Raw genomic sequence first — 18,251 nt, 5'->3', positions numbered from 1 at the left:
GAGGACGGATTTCGAGACGAGGAACCACCCCCGCCCCCGCTGCCTTCCGCGTTTTGCGCACTTGTCGCACCGCGGAGGCCCGGAAAAAGCGCGATAAGTGCGCAAAACGCGGGGTGGGGGGGGGAGGGCGTCAGCGCTTTCGGATCACCAGGACCAGGTTGCTGACCAGCAGTTCCCGCAGCACCGGGATCTTCACCATCCACCACGCCCAGCGTGGGTGGTAGCGGGGGAACGCGGCGAGGACGTCGCCGCCGGTCTGCGCCTTCGCCCAGCGCAGACCGTCCTCCGCGCCGATGTCGAACAGGGAGACGCCGAACCGGTTCTTCGGTTCCTTGCCGTGTTTGCGCTGGTAGCGGCGGGCCGCGTACTCGCCGCCGAGGTAGTGCCACGGTCCGGTCTCGTGCCCGCCGAACGGACCCCACCACAGCGTGTACGACAGCACCATCAGGCCGCCGGGTTTGGTCACCCGCAGCATCTCCTCGGCCATCACCCACGGTTGCGCGACGTGTTCGGCGACGTTCGACGAGAAGCACACGTCGACGGCGTCGGAGCGGATCGGCAGCGCCAGGCCGGATCCGCGGATGGAGTCGCCGACGCTCAGCCCGGCCGCGTGCATCTCCGACGGGTCCGGTTCGACCGGGACGTAGCGCGCCCCCGCACGGGAGAACGCGTCCGCGAAGTAGCCGGGACCGCCGCCGACGTCGAGGACGATGGTGCCGGTGAGGTCGGTGTCGGTGAGTCCACGATGCAGGTCGCCGATCAGTTCGACGGAGTCACGCGCGAGCGCGCCGTAGAACAGATCGGGGTCGGTCTGTTCGTACCGGAAATCGCTCAGCAGCCCGACCGACCGTCTCAGGGTGGCGCGGCGGGCGAAGTAGCGGGTCACGCGAGGCGATCGGGCACGGTTCACGGGACGAACCTTAACGATCGGACATACCGCCGCCGCGTTCGCCGGTTTCCGCTACTTGACGGTAGGGCGCGCCGCGTCCAGCCGATAAGGTGTGTCGCAGGCGACCGTCCGAGCCGGTGAGGGGGCACGCACGTGCGAGAGGTTCTCCTGCTGTGCTGGCGCGACACGGGGCATCCCCAGGGCGGCGGCAGCGAGCGGTACCTCGAGGAGGTCGGGGCCGGTCTCGCCCGTCGCGGTGTCAAGGTCACCCTCCGCACCGCCGGGTATCCCGGTGCTCCCCGCGAGGAGACGGTCGACGGTGTCCGCATCGTGCGTGGCGGCGGCCGGCTCACGGTGTATCCGCGGGCGCTCGGTGCGATCCTCGCCGGACGCGTCGGCCTGGGCCCGCTCGCCGGGCTGCGCCCCGACGCCGTGGTCGACACCCAGAACGGCATCCCGTTCTTCTCCCGTGCGGTCGCGGGTGCGCCGGTGACGGTGCTGGTCCACCACTGCCACCGTGAGCAGTGGCCCGTCGCGGGACGGCTCATGGGGCACGTGGGCTGGTGGATCGAATCCTGGCTGTCGCCGCGCGTGCACCGCGACAGCCAGTACCTGACGGTGTCGCTGCCGTCGGCCGACGAACTCACCGACCTGGGCGTCGAGCGGGACCGGATCGCCGTGGTGCGCAACGGCGCCGACGCGATCCCGGCCGGGGTGGAGCCGGGGGACGACGCGACGCGCACCCCGCATCCGAGCGTGTGCGTGCTGTCGCGGCTGGTGCCTCACAAGCAGATCGAGGACGCCCTCGCCGCGGTCGCGCAACTGCGCCGCACCATCCCGGAGCTGCACCTCGACGTCATCGGCGGCGGCTGGTGGGAGCAGAACCTGCGCGAGCGCGCCCACGAACTCGGCATCGGCGACGCCGTCACCTTCCACGGCCACGTCCCCGAGCCGCGCAAGCACGAACTGCTCGCCCGCTCGTGGGTGCACGTGATGCCCTCTCGCAAGGAAGGGTGGGGCCTCGCGGTGATCGAGGCTGCGCAGCACGGCGTCCCCACGGTCGGCTACCGCAGCTCCAAGGGCCTCACCGATTCGATCATCGACGGCGTGACCGGGCTGCTGGTCGGCGGGGATGCCGTCGCCGACCAGGCCGCCGCCGTCCCGGCGCTGGCGTCGGCCGTCGAGTCTCTTCTCCTCGACGCCGAGCTGCGCGCCGACCTCGGCCGCAAGGCGCGGCTGCGGGCCAACGAGTTCTCGTGGGAGCAGACCGCGTCCGGTGTGTACGCGGTGCTGGCGTCGTCAGCCGCGGGACGGCACGTGTCGGGGCTGATCTCCGGCGTCGAAGCCGCGAGGACGCCGTCGCCGGGCCTGCAGGACGCCTAGCCCGCCGCCCGCCAGCAGCGCCGCCCACAGCAGGTGGGCCGCTAGGGCCTCGCCGCGACCTTCCCGGGGATCCGGTGGGATGCCCCCCGGGACCCGGTAGAGCGCCAGTTCGTCGTCCGCGAAGATCGGCTCGAGCTGGTCCAGGGTGCGCTGCGAATCCCCGAGTGGGCCCGGGGTGGTGCGCTCGACCAACACCCACCGGACGTCTTCCTCGGCGAGCGACTGCGGGCCGGCGCCCGCGAGCAGAAACTGCTCGACACGGGTCGCGCGGGCGCCCTCGCCGCCGACGGTTGCGGCCTGCCCGACGACGAGCTGCCCGGTCTGCAGCACGTCCCGCGGCAGCATCCGGGGCGCCGGGTCCAGGACGGGCGCATCGCCGCTGTACGGGAACCTGCGGAACATGCCGGCGGGCAGCACCGCGACGTCGCCGGCCTCCTTCGACAGCTCCAGATGCTGCGCGACCTGCCGCCAGGCCGGCGGATACTGCACGGGCTTCAACGCGCCGGCGACACCCCACACCAGATCGGGCAGCGCCAGCACGACCGCGGCGATCGCCGCGACGGGAACCACACCCGGCACGGACACTCGCTTCGACAACGCCCGGACCCCGGCCGCCGCGGCCAGTGCGTACAGCGGTGCGGCGAGGGCCACCCACTTCTGGCTGTCGCGCAGCAGTCCCGCACCGGGCACGTGCACCACGGCCCACTCGCCGACCGACAGTCCCCACCCGGTCGCGCCGAGCGCCGGCAGCAGCACCGCGAGCCCGGCGAGGACCGCGAGCGTACCGATCACCGGATGGCGGCGTCGGCGCCACAGCGCGGGCAGCCCGCACGCGACGACGACGAGCAGCAGTGCCGTCCCGGCGAGCGCCCACAGCGCCGTCCGCGAGCCGGGCACCGCGGTCGAGTTCCACACCCCGCCCAGTCCCGCGAGGCTGCCGATCGTGCCCAGTCCGGGTTCGGCGCGGGCCGCGAATGCTGCGACCCCGGCGGGATCCGACGTCCCGCCGCCCCCGGACAGGACGGTCGCCGCCAGCCACGGCGCCGACGCGGCCAGGAAAAGGGCGAGGAGGCAGCAAGCTGCCCGTGCGCCTTTTCGGTAGTCCCAGCTACCAGAAAGGCGCACGAGTAGCGCAGCTGCCAGGACGGCCGCGAGGATCGCGCCGGTCGGCGTCAGACCCGCCGCGGCGAGGCACAGCGTCAGCGCCGCCCACCCGCCCGGGCGTCCCCGCCGAATCGCGACGGCCGCGCACACCACCCACGGCAACGCCGCGTATCCGGTGAACAGACTCCAATGACCCTGCAGCAGACGTTCGGCCACGTACGGATTCCAGAGCATCACCGTCGACGCCACCAACTGCGGCCCCAACCCGACACCGGGCAACAGCACCGCCACCATGCGGGCCGCGCCCCACCCGGCCAGCCACAGCGCCGCGACCAGGATCGCCTTCACCACGACACCGCCGTCGACGACGGAGCTGAGCACCGCGATCAACCAGTCCTGCGGCACCGCGCGGGCAGCGGCGTCGGCGAGCCCCAGCGCCGAATCGGTGACGTACGACCGCGGCGTGCTCACTGCGTCGCGCAGCAGCAGATAGCCGGGGCCGAGGAGCGGTCCGAGGATCAGCACGGCCAACACCAGGCTGTACAGCGACGGGACGGCGCGCGCGAGACTCGGGTGCCGTGGCGTCATGAGCGGCACCTTACGTGGTGCATCATGAGCGGATGCCACGCCAATCGCTCACCGGCTCCACGGTCGCCGGTATGACGATGGTGACCGTCGGATCGATGACGGCGAACATCGCCGCCTACCTGCTCGCGCTGCCCGCGGTGCGGTGGCTCGGCCCGGCGGGCTACGGCGAGTTCGCGGCCCTGCTCGCCGCCCAGTTGGTGCTCGCGGTGCCGGCGCTGGCGTTGCAGACCGTCGTGGCCCGGGAAGTGGTGCACGGCAAGCCGGTTCCGGTCCTACGGGCGCTGGGCTACCGCTGCGCGGCGATCGTCGGCGTGATCGCGCTGGTGCTCGTCCCGATCATGTCGTGGGCGCTCGACACGAGCCTCGCCGCGACGGCATCGGCCCTCGTCGCCGCGCCGCTGCTGGTGTTGCTCGGCACCGAACAGGGGATCCTCCAGGGCGCCGGCCGCTTCGCGGAACTGAGCGTCGTGCTGGCCGGTGCGGGGATCGTCAAGGTGGCACCCTCCGTGGCGGTGCTGGCGGTCGGCGGCGGGCCGGGCCCGACGCTGCTCGCGGGCGCGGCCGGCACCGGGTCGATGGCGTTCGTGGCGCACCTGATCGCGAGCCGACGAGCGTCCGCTACCGGCGCGCGGGCGGACGCCACGGCGATCGGGGTCGCGACGGTCCTGCGGGCGTCGCAGGTGCAGCTGGCGCTCATCGCGCTGACGTCGGTGGATCTCGTCGTCGCCCGCATGGTGCTCGACTCCCACGACGCCGGTCTCTACGCGGCGGGGGCCGTCGCGACCAAGGCCGCGTTCTGGCTTCCGCAGGCGATAGGCGTCGTGCTCTATCCCAAGATGGCGAACCCGGAACACTCGGCCGCGGCCGTCCGGTCGGCACTCGGTGTGCTGGTGGCGCTCGGCGTCGTCCTCGTCGTCGGAGCTGCCCTGGCGGCTCCGCTCGCGCCGGTCCTGTTCGGCGAGGTGTACACGCCCGTCCAAGGCATCCTGTGGATGTTCGCGTGGAACGGGGCCGCCCTCGCGGTCCTGCAGGGCGCGCTGTTGTCCGCGATCGCGGGCGAGCGCACGCAACTCGCGATCGTCGCGTGGGTGGGCCTCGCCGTCGAGGTGGTGCTGTTCTTCACCGTCGCCGACACGGTCCGCGCGTTCGTCACCGCCGCGATGTGCGTGGCCACGGTGACCGCCGCGACGGCCGCGGTGCTGGCGGTGCGCAGTGCCCGCGCCGCCGACGTCGCGCGATAAGTGCGCAAAGCGTGGGAAAGGGGCCCCGGATCCTGCGATAAGTGCGCAAAACGCGAGGGGTGGGGCCCCGGGATCCGGCGATAAGTGCGCAAAGCGCGAGGGGTGGGCCCAGGATCCCGCGATAAGTGCGCAAAACGCGGGGACGGAGCCGGGAACGACGAACCCCCGCACGGTGATCCGTGCGGGGGTTCGTGGTCTGTCAGCCGACTACTGCTGGCGGGGCGGTTCGGTGAAGCCGCCCTTGTCCATGTTGACCGTGGGGAATTCCTCGGTCTTGTCGGTGGTCCAGTCGTTGCCGGCGGATCCGGCGGGCGGGTTCGCCGGGCCACCGGCGGTCGCGCCCTTGTTGCCGCGGCCGCCGCGCAGGCCGAGGAAGATGCCGGCGATCAGCGCGATGACGCCGAGGATGCCGGCGACGATCGGCAGGGTGCGCCCGAACAGCGACAGCTTGTCCTGGCCGTCCTTGGCCTGGCCGATCTGGTACTCGATGGTGTTCTCGTCGAACGGGAGGGTCGCCTTCAGGACCGTCACCTCGGGCTTGGCCTTGTCGCGGGCGTAGTACTGGTACAGCTTCTCCTGGCCCTTGATGACGACGCCGGTGATCGGGTCGACCCAGACGTCGCGCTCGTTGGCGTACCAGCGGATCATCGTGACCGGCTGGTCGTCGCCGGGCACGCCCCACGTCTTGGCGGGCAGCGTCAGCTTGTTGGTGGGCGCCGACGGGACGACCTTGGACAGGTCGACGGGCTCGATCACCTGGTTGTAGTGGTACACCTTCATTCCGTTGATCTCGGTTTCCTCAACGAAATTGATGTCCTGCGTGGTGCGCGAGTTCAGGTCGAAGTAGGGGTAGCTCTTCTTCTCCGCGTCGAACGGCCACTTGTACTGCAGGCCGGTGTGCGACACCTCTTCGGCGGGCTCGGTCGACGACGTCTGGATGGTGCCGACGGGCGGCTCCACCGGCATCGAGCTGACACGGTCGGCGGTCAACCGGTCCACCGTCGCGGTGAGCAGGCCGCTCTCGCCCTGCTTGTCGGTGCGGATCAGCGTCTGCCCGGCCTGCAGCGAGATGACGTCGGCGTCGGACGGCTGCTCGGTGATCACGTACCGCTGCGCGACGATCGGCACGTTGGTGTTGACCTCGGCCTTGCCCGCGAGCAGCGCCTTGGAGTCGAGCACGTCGCCGTTGCCGGTGGCGACGGTGGTGACCTCGAGGTCCAGCGGCGTCTTCTTCAGCTTGTCGACGGTGTACGTGGGAATGAGGACCGCCACGGCGAGCAGGAAGGTCCCGAGGCCCACCAGAATGCACGCAAGTATCCGGCTCGGGCCTGAGCGCTCGGCCATGCTGTCTCCTAACTCAATGTTCTTGAATTGAGATACCCCCACCGGCAGCGTGCCCGCTGCACGGGTCGCACGGTGCCTGACGTTTCGTGACACCACGTGAGCCCAGACACTAACAGTCTCGTTGTCCCATTTGCGTCAGCACCGGAGTTCCGGATCGTTCACGTCGCTCTTTCGGTTCCGCAACGACCCGGGCACACTTGACGACGATGAACAGCGAACACCTCGCCACGCCCGCCCCCGTCGGCAATCCGAGGGCGTTCGTCCCGGCGCTCGAGGGGATGCGCGGCTTCGCCGCCTTCGGCGTCCTGGTGACACATGTGGCGTTCCAGACCGGCGCCACCGGCGACGCCGTGATCGGCCGGATCTGGGGGCGGTTCGATCTGGCGGTCGCGGTTTTCTTCGCACTGTCCGGCTTCCTGCTGTGGCGTCCGCACGCGGCCGCGGCCCGCGGTCTCGGGCGTCCGCCGACCGTCGCCCGGTACTGGCTCAACCGCGCCGCGCGCATCCTGCCGGCCTACTGGGTGCTGGTTGTGCTGGTGCTGGCGTTCCTGCCGGCGGCCGGCGGCGGCTGGAAGGTGTGGATGTCGAACTTGGCGTTGCTGCAGGTGTTCGTGCCGCTCACTCTCACCGAGGGTCTGACGCAGATGTGGAGTCTGTCGGTCGAGGTGGCCTTCTACCTGGTGCTGCCGATTCTCGCGCTGGCACTGGTGAAGTTGCGCGGCGACAGCGCCCGATTCCGGGTGCCGGTGCAGCTGGCCGCGGCGATGGTCAGCCTCACGTGGGCTTTCCTGCCTGTCCCCGCCCCGGACGGCATCCACCACGACAACTGGCTGCCCGGCTACATCCCGTGGTTCGCTGCCGGCATGTTGCTCGCCGAACTGGCGATGGTGGGCGGGACGTGGGTGCACCGCCTGGCCGAGCGGCGGGTATGGATGGCGGTGATCGCGGTCGTGGCCTTCGGGTTGTCGACGACGTGGCTGGCCGGGCCCGAGGGACTGGTCCGCGCCGAGCCGTGGCAGTACGCCACGAAGATCGCCCTCGGCGCGGTCATGAGTTTCGCGTTGCTGGCGCCGCTGGTTCTCGCCGGGCACCGGCACCGGATCCTGGCGAGCCCGGTGGCGCTGGCCGTCGGACGGTGGTCGTACGGCCTGTTCATCTGGCATCTCGCGGTGCTGACGATCGTGTTCCCGATGTTCGGCATCGTCCCGTTCAACGGCAACTTCTGGTTCGTTCTCGCCGTCACGAGCGTGCTCAGCATCGCGGTGGCGTCGGCCAGCTACGCGCTCGTCGAGGAACCGGCCCGCCGCGCCGTCAAACGCTGGGAGAAGCGCCGCCACATCGGCGAACGCCGCAGCGGTAGTGCCGAGACGCCGACACAGACGACGCCGATCAGCGCGAACAGCTGAATCAGGAACGAATGCCCGACGTAGCCGTCGGCGGCGCGCCACGGCCCGGTCGACAGCAGTACCGACGCGATCACCAGTGACAACCCGGCGGTCCCGACGAGGAAGCGGGCGGCGAACGCGTCACCGCGCCACCTCGCCAGTCCGAACGCGGTCGCGGCGACGAGCAGCGTGACACCTGTTCCGACGGGTCCCGCCACGACGGTCGCCACGGCCGTCACGCCGAGGGCCGCGGCGACGACGCTGTGCCACGGGCGCGGAGGTGCCGCCGATCCCTCCGGCTCGGGTTCGCGGTCGCGTCGGCGCGGTACCAGCGCCAGCAGCGCGAGCGGGATCAACAGCAGCAGCCCGAACGCGATGCCCGCGCGGTACCAGCGGTCCGAAGGGAAGGTCAGCGTCACGACGCCGTCGGTGCCGGCGGGCACGATCCAGCCCTGCTGCCAGCCGCCCACGACGACGGGTTGCAGTTCGGTGCCGTCGGGCGCGGTCGCCACCCAGCCGATGTTGGTGCTCTCGGGAACCACCAGCAGCTGATCGGCGCCGGACGCCGCGACGTCGAGTTCGCGCAGGTTCTCGGTCCAGCGGCCGACGGCCGGCGACGACACCGGGGCGGCGGCGGGTGGGGGCGCCGCATCGAGGCGCAGGTTGTCGACCGTGAACGCCGGCCCGGGCGCGACCACGACGTCCTGGCGGCCGGTGGGCAGCGGCACCGGCGCGGGGTCGCAGACGGTCGCGGTCACCGGCTGCCCGGACGCCAGTTGGCGCGCGGTCGCGGTCACCGACGTCCGGACGACGGTGCCGCCGACGGAGATCGTGGGGCCGATGTCGCAGCCGACGGTGACGGTGCGGTCCGTGGTGGCGGTGGCGGTCCCCGGGACGGGTCGGCCGCCGTCGCCGAGCACGGCCACCTCGGACAGTCCGGCGGGCTGACGTTGCAGGAATCCGAGCGCGGTGCGGTCGAGGACGTCGTCCCACTGCACGAGGCTCAGCACGATCGTGTCGGTGACGTGCGGATCGAGCGGAACGGTCTGTGGGGCAGCGCCTTCGGTGTCGAGGTCGCGGGTCTGCGGGCCGTTGCCGAGGTTGACCGCGACTCGGCTGGGGGCGGCGGGCAGGCTGCCGGGGCTCGGGGTGAGCTGCAGTCCGGTCACCAGCGTCGGCTGCGGCAACCGGATCGTCAGCGTCGGCAACCCGCCCTTGCGTTGAGCGCTGTCGGTGGGCGCCGTCCACGACGTCGCGATGTCCCCGTCGACGGCCGCGGCGGCCGTGCCACGCACTTCGACGCCGTCGGCGGCGCCGGTCGCGGACACCGCAGCCGGGTCGGTGACGAGGCCCTCCAGCGCGGCGCCCGGACGTGGCCGCAGCGTCAGTTGCGGTGTGACGGAGGTCGATTCGGGCACCGACAGGGTGCGGGTGAACGTGCCGGGTTCCTCGGGGGGCAGCACCAGCGAGCCGCTGCAGTGCACGCGGTCCGGACCGTCGGCGCAGCCCGCACGTCCCGGCAGTTCCTGCCCCAGGTCCCAGCCGCGGACCTGCGCACCGGCGGGCGTCGCCGGCAGCACGGTGCGGTGGACGATCGGCACGGGCAGCGCGGTGCCGGTGGAGTAGTCGTCGACGGAGATCTCGCTGATGCCGAACTGGTAGCCGGGGGAGCCGTCCTCGGTGTGGGTGGCGAGGATCCGCAGCCACGGCGTCGTGCCCGACGGCAGCGACACGTCGACGGGTTTTCCGGGTTCGTCGACGCGGACCGACGTCGAGCCGTTCGGGGTCTCCACGCGGATCCACTTCACCGGCGGACCGAACGCGGCGGGGCTCGTGGTCAGGTGCAGCATGCCGCGGGTGATCGGGGTGTCGAAGTCGAGGCGCAGCCACTGCCCGCGCGCGGTCTCGAGGCCGTTGCTCAGCCACGCCGTGGCCGGGTCGCCGTCGACGGTCGCGGCGGGCCCGCTGCCGGGGGCGGTCCCGCCGAGCTGTGTGGCGTCGGAGGCGGCGCTCGACACGCTGAGCGTCGCACCGGACCACTCGCCCTCCACCAGCGCGGCGCCGGGGACGGGGTAGTCGGGAACCGCGTTGTAGGTGCGGCGCTCGTCGTCGGGGCCGCGCAGCGCGGAGCTGTGATTGTCGACCTGACCGAAGTCGGTCTCACGGTTCGTCGGGGTGTCGGTGACCGTCACCGACGCGGCGTCGATGCCGGCGCGGGCCGCATCCGACGCGAGCAGGGCCGGCCCGGTCACGGTGCCGTTCTCGGCCAGGCGCAGCAGCGACTCGGAGCCGCCCTGCACGACGGGCACCCGGTCCAGGTCGACGGCGTACGGACCGGCGGCCGGGGTCGCGCCGTCGGGTGAGGTGACGCGGTAGATCTCGACGGCCGGGTAGCCGGGGCGCAGGTCGCTGTCGATCACGACGTCGTCGACGGTGTCCGGGACGATCTCCTCGCCGAACTCGGCCACCTTCTCGAGTCCGGGTGAGCCGTCGACCGTCTGGTGGACCAGCAGCGGACGCGTCGACCGGGACGTGTCGGGGTCCAGGTCGTTGCGCACGACGACGTAGCGGATGCCCTGACCGAGCAGGGTGTCGGCGAGGCCCGCGGACGGTCGGCCGTCGGAGATGATGCGCTGCACCGAGTCGAGCGCCCGGATGGCGCCGGGCGGCACGAGCGGGACGGCGTCGCGCACCGCCCACGGTGTGGAGGCGAGCGCCTGCAGCGGCTCGTCGCGCGTCAGGCCCCACACCTGCGCGCCGAACGGGGCGCCGGGCACCACCAGTGCGCGTTCGGCGTCCGCGCCCGACCCGGATCCGGCGGCGTTGTCCTCGAGCCACTGCGCCGCCTCGTGCCAGTACGCCGGCACCTCGTCGTACGCGCCGCGCGGGGCGAGCCGGCCGGACCACGCGAGTGACGTCGTGAGCGTGAGCGCGACGAGGATCAGCGTCGTCACCGCGACCAGCGGTTCACGTTCGGGATGCGCGAACGCGCTGCGCCAGCGGCGGACGGGCACCGACCCGGGCAGCGGCACCTTCGCGAGCAGGTGCGCCAGCCCCAGGACCAGCGGAAGCCGGACCAGCGGCTCGAGCTTGTGCACGTTGCGCAGCGGCGCGCCGGTGCCGTCGAGGAACGCGCGGACCTGGTCGGCGATCGGGGACCCGAGTTCGCCGATGTAACCGGCGCCGAGTCCGGCGATGCCGACCAGCAGGATCAGCGTCAGCCGCCCCTTCGCCGGCATCCGGCGCATGCACAGCCCGGCCAGGCCGGCCGCGGCGATCAGGCCGGTGGCGACGACCGCGACGGGCTGCGTCACCAGAACCGTGCCGGCGACGCGCTCGGGGGAGACGAACGGCGTCCAGCTGTCGGTTCCGCGCAGCACTTCGGTCAGCGAAGTCCACTGCGTGGTGACGCCGGAGGATTCGATGTAGTCGAGGAACGGCGGGCTCACCCGGCCGAGGAGCAGCAGCGGGACGATCCACCACAGTGTCGCGAGCAGCAGCGACGGGATCCACCACGCGGTGAACACCCACCAGCGGCGGTTGGGGCGGTGCGCGATCCACCACAGGCCCGCGACGAGGCAGGCCGCTGCCGTGGCGACGGCGTTGACCGCGCCCATGAGGGCGACGGCGAGGGCGGACTGGGCGGCGAGCACCCGTGCGCCTTTTTGGTAGCTCGGCCCACCGGAAAGGCGCACGGGCGACGAAGTCGCCAGGACCACCGGCAACAGCACCCACGGCGCCAGCATCATCGGCAGCGACTCCGACGAGATGGAACCGATCGTGGTGAGCACACGCGGCGACAACGCGAACGCGACGGCCGCGACGATCCGGGACGAGCGGCTGCCGATGCCGAGGGCCTCGGCGACGCGGATGACGCCCCAGAATCCGGCGACGATCAGCAGCGCCCACCACACGCGTTGCGTGATCCACGGCGGGACGTGCAGGAACTCACCGGCCGCGAAGAACAGCCCGTGCGGGAAGAAGTAGCCGTAGGCCTGGTTCTGCACCTGGCCGAGCGGCGCGATGCTGCTCCACTGGTGGGCGGCTCGGGTGAGGAATCCGATCGGGTTCTCGGTGAGGTCGTACTTGGTGTCGGCGACGACCAGGCCCGGCGACTGCAGCAGGCTCAGGACCAACGCGACGAACCCGGCGCCGTACAGCCAGCGCCGGGTCAGTGGTTGGGTCGAGGGTTCGACGGAAAGCCCCCCGTCGACGGGACCGCCGGACGAGGGGGACGTGCGGGAACGCGCGATGCCTGCGGGCTCAGCGGCTGCCGTACTCAACCTGGTTGAGGATCGACGAGTTCGCGTTGCCGGAGCGGTCGATGTCCGGGAGCGTGTTGTCCTGCGCGGCCGCGGTGACGCCGAGAACGGCACCGGCGCCGACCACTGCACCGATCACAGCGCTGGCAACGCCGGGGACAAGGAACTTCGCCATCTCGGATCTCCCATGGTCAAGCCGCCGGGTACGCGAGTCCTACTCGTGCGTACGTGATGTCCGGGTCAAGGTATCACCTGCAGGGGCGGCGGCGTGGGCGTCCACGCCGAGTGCCCCGAGCAGGGTGCCGAGTTTCGTGGTGGTCTCGGCGAGTTCGGTGTCGGGATCCGACGCCGCGACGATCCCGCCCCCGGCCCACGCCAGCGCCGACGTGCCGTCCGCGTCGATCTCGGCGCACCGGATCGCGACCACCCAGTCGCCGTCGCCGGCGCCGTCACACCAGCCGACGGCCCCGCCGTAGAAGCGGCGGTCGCCCTCGACGTCGCGGATCGCGTCCAACGCCCGGTCGGTGGGGGTGCCGCACACCGCGGGCGTGGGGTGCAGGCGCCGCGCGAGCTCGAGCGAGGACACCGAACCGTCGAGCAGCCGACCGCGGATCGGGCTCGCCAGGTGCCACAGTTCGCCGGTGCGGGTCAGTTCGGGGGCGGCCGGCACATCCAGTTCGGCGCACAGCGGGGCGAGCACCCCGCGGATCCACTCGACGACGTACGCGTGCTCGGCGAGGTTCTTCGCCGACGCCAGCAACTCCGTGCCCTCCGCCTGGTCGGCGTCCGGGTCGGCGCGGCGCGGCGCCGATCCCGCGAGCGGGCGGCACGTGACGACGTCGCCGCGGCGACCGAGCAGGATTTCCGGGCTGGCGCCGACGAGGGCGTGGCCGCGGTAGCCCTCGCCCGACGCCGTGAGGTCCACGGCGAACCCGTTGGCCGTCTCGTGGCGGCGGATCATGCGCGCCGCGAGCGCCTCGGGATCGATCGGTGCGTCGGCCGTCAGCCGCACGGCCCGCGCCGCCACCACCTTGTCGAACTCGCCGCCGCGCAGCCGGTCGACCAGCCTGCGCACACGGGCGACGTGTTCGGCCGGGCTCGGAACCTCGCCGGCGATCGTCACGCGCGGCAGCGGTGCGACGGCGTCTGGGCGCCACGGCCCGTCGGTCCACGCCGCGGTCGCGGGCGCCGTGAGCGCGGTGGGTGCGGACGGATCGAACGGCAGCGCGCCCACCACCAGCTCGACGCGACCGTCGGCGAGCGCTGCGGCCGCGGCGGCGACGGTGTCGTAGCGGTCCCGCGTCCCGGCAGTGCGGAGAGTCCGATCGGAACGCGAGAGCAGGAAGCCGTCCATGATGTTGCCGACGATAGTCGTGGCACCGTGGACGGCCGCCCTCAGGTTCGCGCCTCTACTTGCCCGGCGGAACGATCAGCACCGGCCGGTGACTGTGCCGCAGGACGTGGTCGGCGACGCTGCTCTGCAGCAGCGACCGCAGCCCCGTGGTGCCCCGGGTGCCGGTGACGATGATATCGGCGTCCAGTTCGTCGGCGCATTCGACGATCGCGGCCCAGATGGCGGTCGACGACTCGCAGCAGCGGCCCTCGGCGTTCAGTCCGGCGGCCAGCGCGAGGTCTACACCCTCGTCGTTGGTGGTGCGGGCATCGATGAGGGCGACGTCCTCGGACTGCTCGTCGGGCACCCATTCGGGCTGCATGACCCCGGACAGTCCGGACATCCGAGCCGCCTGCCGGACCATGGGTTCCCACGCGGTGACCACCACGGCGCGGTTCGCGGCCAGGAATCGGCCGGCGTGCTGGATCGCACGCTTGGCGTTGTCGGAGCCGTCGTAAGCGATGAGCATGAGATCTGCAGGCACTGTGACCTCCTGGAATCGGGGTCGACCGCCCGGGGCGGCCTTCGGCTTCCGTTCTTGAAGATTACCTTGCCATTACCCGGGGTGTCCGGCTCGGAAACCGCTCGGATCGATGTCGACTACGGTCGGAACCATGCGAATCCGACATGCGTTCGCCCTCGTCCTGTGCGCCGGTCTCGCGGCCGGGTGCTCGTCCGGGAACGGGACCGACACCACCGCGACGTCCCAGCCGTCGACGTCCGAATCAGCGGCGTCGTCGACGTCGACCACCTCGCAGGCGGCGGCGCCGGGACCGTTCGGCTCCGCGGTGTGCGGACCCGGTTTCCTGAAGTCGCTCACGGAGCGGCAGAAGCTGGCGCAGCTGCTCACGGTGGGCGTCACGGGTACCGCGGACGCCCTCGACGTCGTGAAGTCCGAGGGCATCGGTGGCATCTTCATCGGCAGCTGGACCGACGAGTCGATGCTCGCGAACGGGGAGGCCGCGCAGGTCGCGGAAGCCAGCGCGGTGCCGCTCATGGTGACCATCGACGAGGAGGGCGGCCGGGTGTCCCGCGTCGACCAGCTGTTCGGGCCGGACCCGTCGGCGCGGGAGGTCGCGCGCACCATGACGACGGACCAGGCCTACGAGATGGCGCTCGAGCGCGGCCGCAAGCTGCGCAGTGTCGGGATCACCGTCAACTTCGCCCCCGACGTCGACGTGAGCAGCCAGCCGGACGACTCGGTGATCGGCGACCGATCGTTCTCGGACGATCCGGAGGTGGTCACCCGGTACGCCGACGCGTACGCCCGTGGCATGCGCGACGCCGGGATCCTGCCGGTCATCAAGCACTTCCCGGGCCACGGATCGGCGTCCGGTGATTCGCACACCGGCGCCGTCACCACGCCGCCGCTCGACCAGTTGCAGAACACCGACCTCGTGCCGTTCCGGAACCTGGTCGACACCGAGGTCGGCGTGATGTTGGGTCATCTCAGCGTTCCCGGTCTCACCACCGACGGGCTGCCGGCGAGCCTGAGCCCGCAGGCCGTCGACCTGCTCCGGAAGGGGACGGGCTACGACGCGCCCCCGTTCGAAGGGGTGATCTTCACCGACGACCTGAGCGGGATGAAGGCGATCACCGATCGGTTCGACATCGCGGACGCGGTGGAGCAGGCCCTGAAGTCCGGCGTGACGTCGGCGCTGTGGCTCACGACCGACGACGTGCCGCGGGTGCTGGACCATCTCGAGGACGCGGTCGCGAAGGGACGGTTGCCCCAGTCGCAGGTGGACGAGTCGGTGCTGACGGTGGCGCGCGCGAAGGGCGCTGTGAGCTGCTGAGGATCGCCTGGGTCACAATGAAGTGACCGTTGATCTTCTTACCGTAGAGTAAGATGGCATCTCTTACCTGTGGTTGGAGGAATGATGGCTGGAGGCACCAAGCGGCTGCCGAGGGCTGTGCGTGAGCAGCAGATGCTGGACGCCGCCATCGAGGTCTTCTCCGACAACGGCTTCCACGACGCCTCGATGGATGCGATCGCCGCCCGGGCGAACATCTCGAAGCCGATGCTCTACCTGTACTACGGGTCCAAGGACGAACTGTTCGCGGCGTGCATCCACCGGGAGGGCGTGCGGTTCGTCGAGGCCATCTCGCCTGCGGGCGACCCCAACCTTCCCCCGCGCGAGCAGTTGCGTGCCGCGCTGGCCGGTTTTCTCGGGTTCGTCGACGCGAACCGGCGCTCGTGGATGGTGCTGTACCGGCAGGCGATCGGGCAGCAGACGTTCGCGTCGCAGGTCAGCAGCAGCCGTGACCGGTTGATCGAACTGACGGCGAAGTTGCTGGAGTCGAGCACCAAGGATCCCGAGCCGGGTACCGACTTCTCGATCATGGCGGTAGCGCTGGTCGGGGCCGGCGAGGCCGTCGCGGACCGGGTGGCCGGTGGTGAGATCGACGTCGATGCTGCCGTCGACCTGCTCGAGAATCTCGCGTGGCGCGGCCTGGCGGGCACGAGCAAGAAGAAGCAGTAGTAGTTGTAGCAGTACCGACAGACGAGTGGCCCCGGGCATGGATGCCCGGGGCCACTCGCGTCTGCGGATCAGTACCAGTGTTTGCGACCACCGACCGCGCGTCCTGCGGCACCCAGGATCAGCAGCACCGCACCGACCACGAGCGCGATGATGCCCAGCGTCCACAGGATCGGGATCTTGATGAGCAGGCCGATGACGAGCAGGATGATGCCGAGAGTGATCATGTTGTGTACCTTGCGCTTTCGGTAGGGGAGCGGTCTCTCCGGTGGGGGAGAGGTCTTTCGGTAGGGGAGAGATTTGGTGGCGGTCAGGCCGCGGGGCGGTGCCGGACGCGGCGTCCGCGCAGGGCGATCGCCCGCTCGGATTCGCCCATGCCGCCCCACACGCCGAAGGGTTCGGGGAGGGCGAGGGAGTGCTCGAGGCACTTCTTCATGACGGGGCAGGTCGCGCAGATTGCCTTCGCGCGCCGCTCACGCATCATGCGGGCGTTGCCACGCTCGCCGGTCGGGGGAAAGAAGATCGACTCGTCCATGCCCTGGCAGCGGCCGTGCTGCTGCCATTCCCAGGTGTCGGCCAGGGGTGCGAGGTTCGGGCTGATTCCGGTCATCGAATGCTCCTCGTGATTCTTCGTGGACTGTCGATCGCGTCTGGGGCCGTCAGGCGGCGCTGAGTTCGGGTGCGTCCTCCGGGCGGTGGACGTCGGCGAACATGCCGTCGAGGCGGCGCTTGAGCTCTTCGGTGCTCAGCGACCAGGTCGCCGAGGTGCGGCCTGCGGCGGCCGAGCGGTGTGCACTCACGTGTGGTCATCCTTTCTTCTGACACGGCCCACCCGGTGCGGGGCGAGGCCTCTCGGCTCGCTGCCCAGGTTCGGAAGACCGGTGGGGGGAGTGCATCCGTCCGCCGCTGACGCGGCCTGGTCTGACATCTCCGTCTCACTCTTCTTCGCTTGCATCTGGAAGCTTTGACCTCTGAACCGTACAACAAAATCTGTGTCCGTCAAAGCAGATTAATTGAAACCGAGCGTGGATCGGATCTTCCGTGCAGGTGAGAGGCGATTGGTGGCGTGTGTCGGATCCGTGAAATTTGTGGCGGCTCGTGCGCCGCGGGGGAAGGGAGGACGCGTAACGTTCGTTGCAGGGATGTGATCGAGCGGGCTTCCTGCCGCGGCTCGTCGCGCCCTACCGCCGCATTCCCTGCGGTGGTCTTTCCGACAGAGGTGACACCAGTGCCACGTACCCGCGAACACGCCGACCACTACGCCGACGCGCTCACCGCGCTCGCTGCCGCGACGCATCGTCCGGCGAACGTGGTCAATACGGGCGCCGGCTACGCGATCCGCGTGGATTTCGAGTACAACCGCTTCCTGTTGGCGACGAATCACGAGGTAGACGGGCTCTCGGACGATCACGCGTCCGTCGAGCGCTGGACCGTGCGGTTCTTCCAGGCGGTGGCGGACGGCGGCGCCGAGGAGCTCGTGTCGGTCGAGTGCGAGTGGTTGGTGGACGCCTTCGACCGGGCGATCGCGGAACTGGACCGCACCGGCAACCGGATCGAGGCGGACATGGAGTTGGGAGAGCTGAGCCCGCCGAGCGAGGTGTGATTCCCGCCGCCGTTTCCCCGTAACCTGCGGCACAGGGAATCTTCGTCCACCGCCGCACATTCGATGCAGGGTCGGTGCTACGGTGAGTTGTCAGCACAAGCTCGCGGACGGTACGCAGACGAGGCCCGGAAGTTCTCGACGGCCCGGGTGAACTGCCCGCGTACGCGTTCCCACGCGACCGAACTCGACGCGATATGAAGGCCACGATGACGCAACAGTCTCCGCCCCGCTCGACCCGCGGAGTCTACGGAATTTCGGTCACCTCGGAACTGACCGGAATCGGTCCGCAGACTCTGCGGCTGTACGAGCGGCGTGGGCTGATCAACCCGTCCCGCACCGGTGGCGGCACACGCCGCTACAGCGAGGACGACATCTACCGGCTGTCGCGGGTGTCGGAGCTGGTCGAGGCCGGCGTCAATCTCACAGGTATCCGGCAGATCCTCGATCTCGAGGCGACGAACGCGGAGCTCGCGGCGGAGAACGAGCGGCTGCGAACGGAACTCGGGCAGTAGGCGCCTGCGGCACCTGTGCGCCTTTTCGGTAGCCGCAGGTACCGAAAAGGCGCACAGGTGCGAAGCG

Annotated in this window: 16 protein-coding genes and 1 pseudogene; 7 read left to right on the top strand and 10 right to left on the bottom strand. The window is 70.9% G+C overall.

Annotated features, from left to right (window positions below):
• Window positions 1-130 precede the first annotated feature (130 nt).
• On the bottom strand, window positions 131-886 hold the full coding sequence (locus C7H75_RS21235; RefSeq protein ID WP_037085975.1) for a class I SAM-dependent methyltransferase: 756 nt from the start codon (window positions 884-886) through the stop codon (window positions 131-133).
• A gap of 156 nt (window positions 887-1,042) precedes the next feature.
• Here C7H75_RS21235 and C7H75_RS21230 point away from each other — a divergent pair, with 156 nt between their 5' ends.
• A complete protein-coding gene (locus tag C7H75_RS21230) occupies window positions 1,043-2,272 on the top strand; it encodes a glycosyltransferase family 4 protein (protein WP_041674446.1) in 1,230 nt (409 codons plus the stop codon).
• Here C7H75_RS21230 and C7H75_RS21225 read toward each other — a convergent pair.
• A complete protein-coding gene (locus tag C7H75_RS21225) occupies window positions 2,189-3,964 on the bottom strand; it encodes an MmpA family trehalose lipid delivery protein (RefSeq protein WP_106851794.1) in 1,776 nt (591 codons plus the stop codon). The genes C7H75_RS21230 and C7H75_RS21225 overlap by 84 nt on opposite strands.
• A gap of 32 nt (window positions 3,965-3,996) precedes the next feature.
• Here C7H75_RS21225 and C7H75_RS21220 point away from each other — a divergent pair, with 32 nt between their 5' ends.
• Window positions 3,997-5,205 (top strand): polysaccharide biosynthesis protein, encoded by a 1,209-nt coding sequence (locus C7H75_RS21220; RefSeq protein WP_106851793.1) that lies wholly within the window; start codon window positions 3,997-3,999, stop codon window positions 5,203-5,205.
• Window positions 5,206-5,412: 207 nt separating this feature from the next.
• Here the strand turns inward: C7H75_RS21220 and pgfA are convergent, their stop codons facing one another.
• On the bottom strand, window positions 5,413-6,549 hold the full coding sequence (gene pgfA / locus C7H75_RS21215) for a cell envelope lipid trafficking protein PgfA (RefSeq protein WP_005517564.1): 1,137 nt from the start codon (window positions 6,547-6,549) through the stop codon (window positions 5,413-5,415).
• Between the two features lie 206 nt (window positions 6,550-6,755).
• Between pgfA and C7H75_RS21210 the strand changes: the two are divergent.
• Window positions 6,756-7,805, top strand: a pseudogene (locus tag C7H75_RS21210) (acyltransferase family protein); the annotation flags it as partial.
• A 20-nt stretch (window positions 7,806-7,825) separates the two neighbouring features.
• Here C7H75_RS21210 and C7H75_RS26410 read toward each other — a convergent pair.
• From C7H75_RS26410 to C7H75_RS21190, 4 genes are all read right to left on the bottom strand, one after another.
• Window positions 7,826-12,109 carry an alpha-(1->3)-arabinofuranosyltransferase domain-containing protein gene (locus tag C7H75_RS26410; protein ID WP_175280070.1) on the bottom strand — a complete coding sequence of 1,428 codons (4,284 nt, stop codon included), beginning with the start codon at window positions 12,107-12,109 and terminating at the stop codon, window positions 7,826-7,828.
• Between the two features lie 88 nt (window positions 12,110-12,197).
• Complete coding sequence (locus tag C7H75_RS21200) at window positions 12,198-12,371, bottom strand: DUF2613 domain-containing protein (RefSeq protein ID WP_005517572.1); 174 nt, start codon at window positions 12,369-12,371, stop codon at window positions 12,198-12,200.
• 39 nt (window positions 12,372-12,410) lie between these two features.
• Window positions 12,411-13,550, bottom strand: a complete 1,140-nt coding sequence (locus tag C7H75_RS21195) for an isochorismate synthase (protein WP_106851792.1) — start codon at window positions 13,548-13,550, stop codon at window positions 12,411-12,413.
• A gap of 55 nt (window positions 13,551-13,605) precedes the next feature.
• Window positions 13,606-14,073, bottom strand: coding sequence for a universal stress protein (locus C7H75_RS21190; RefSeq protein ID WP_005517576.1), 468 nt, complete (start codon window positions 14,071-14,073; stop codon window positions 13,606-13,608).
• Window positions 14,074-14,203: 130 nt separating this feature from the next.
• On the opposite strand from C7H75_RS21190, the gene C7H75_RS21185 reads away from it, so the two are divergent.
• Window positions 14,204-15,385 (top strand): glycoside hydrolase family 3 N-terminal domain-containing protein, encoded by a 1,182-nt coding sequence (locus C7H75_RS21185; protein WP_022597982.1) that lies wholly within the window; start codon window positions 14,204-14,206, stop codon window positions 15,383-15,385.
• A gap of 84 nt (window positions 15,386-15,469) precedes the next feature.
• The gene (locus C7H75_RS21180; protein WP_013417232.1) at window positions 15,470-16,072 is read left to right on the top strand and encodes a TetR/AcrR family transcriptional regulator; all 603 of its coding nucleotides are present in this window, start codon (window positions 15,470-15,472) and stop codon (window positions 16,070-16,072) included.
• A gap of 68 nt (window positions 16,073-16,140) precedes the next feature.
• Here C7H75_RS21180 and C7H75_RS26050 read toward each other — a convergent pair whose 3' ends face one another.
• From C7H75_RS26050 to C7H75_RS26045, 3 genes are all read right to left on the bottom strand, one after another.
• Entirely contained in the window at window positions 16,141-16,296 is a 156-nt protein-coding gene (locus C7H75_RS26050) for a DUF6131 family protein (protein ID WP_005517580.1), read from the bottom strand.
• Window positions 16,297-16,379: 83 nt separating this feature from the next.
• On the bottom strand, window positions 16,380-16,679 hold the full coding sequence (locus C7H75_RS21175) for a WhiB family transcriptional regulator (RefSeq protein ID WP_005517582.1): 300 nt from the start codon (window positions 16,677-16,679) through the stop codon (window positions 16,380-16,382).
• A gap of 49 nt (window positions 16,680-16,728) precedes the next feature.
• Window positions 16,729-16,869 (bottom strand): hypothetical protein, encoded by a 141-nt coding sequence (locus C7H75_RS26045; protein ID WP_175280049.1) that lies wholly within the window; start codon window positions 16,867-16,869, stop codon window positions 16,729-16,731.
• A 428-nt stretch (window positions 16,870-17,297) separates the two neighbouring features.
• On the opposite strand from C7H75_RS26045, the gene C7H75_RS21170 reads away from it, so the two are divergent.
• Entirely contained in the window at window positions 17,298-17,672 is a 375-nt protein-coding gene (locus tag C7H75_RS21170) for a hypothetical protein (protein ID WP_022597979.1), read from the top strand.
• Between the two features lie 206 nt (window positions 17,673-17,878).
• Window positions 17,879-18,184, top strand: a complete 306-nt coding sequence (locus tag C7H75_RS21165; protein WP_226347514.1) for a MerR family transcriptional regulator — start codon at window positions 17,879-17,881, stop codon at window positions 18,182-18,184.
• The last annotated feature ends 67 nt before the right edge of the window (window positions 18,185-18,251 follow it).

It is taken from the genome of Rhodococcus (subgen. Prescottella) equi, from assembly GCF_003013675.1.
GTDB classification, from domain to species: Bacteria; Actinomycetota; Actinomycetes; order Mycobacteriales; family Mycobacteriaceae; genus Prescottella; species Prescottella equi.
This window is presented reverse-complemented; position numbering and strand designations above follow the sequence as displayed.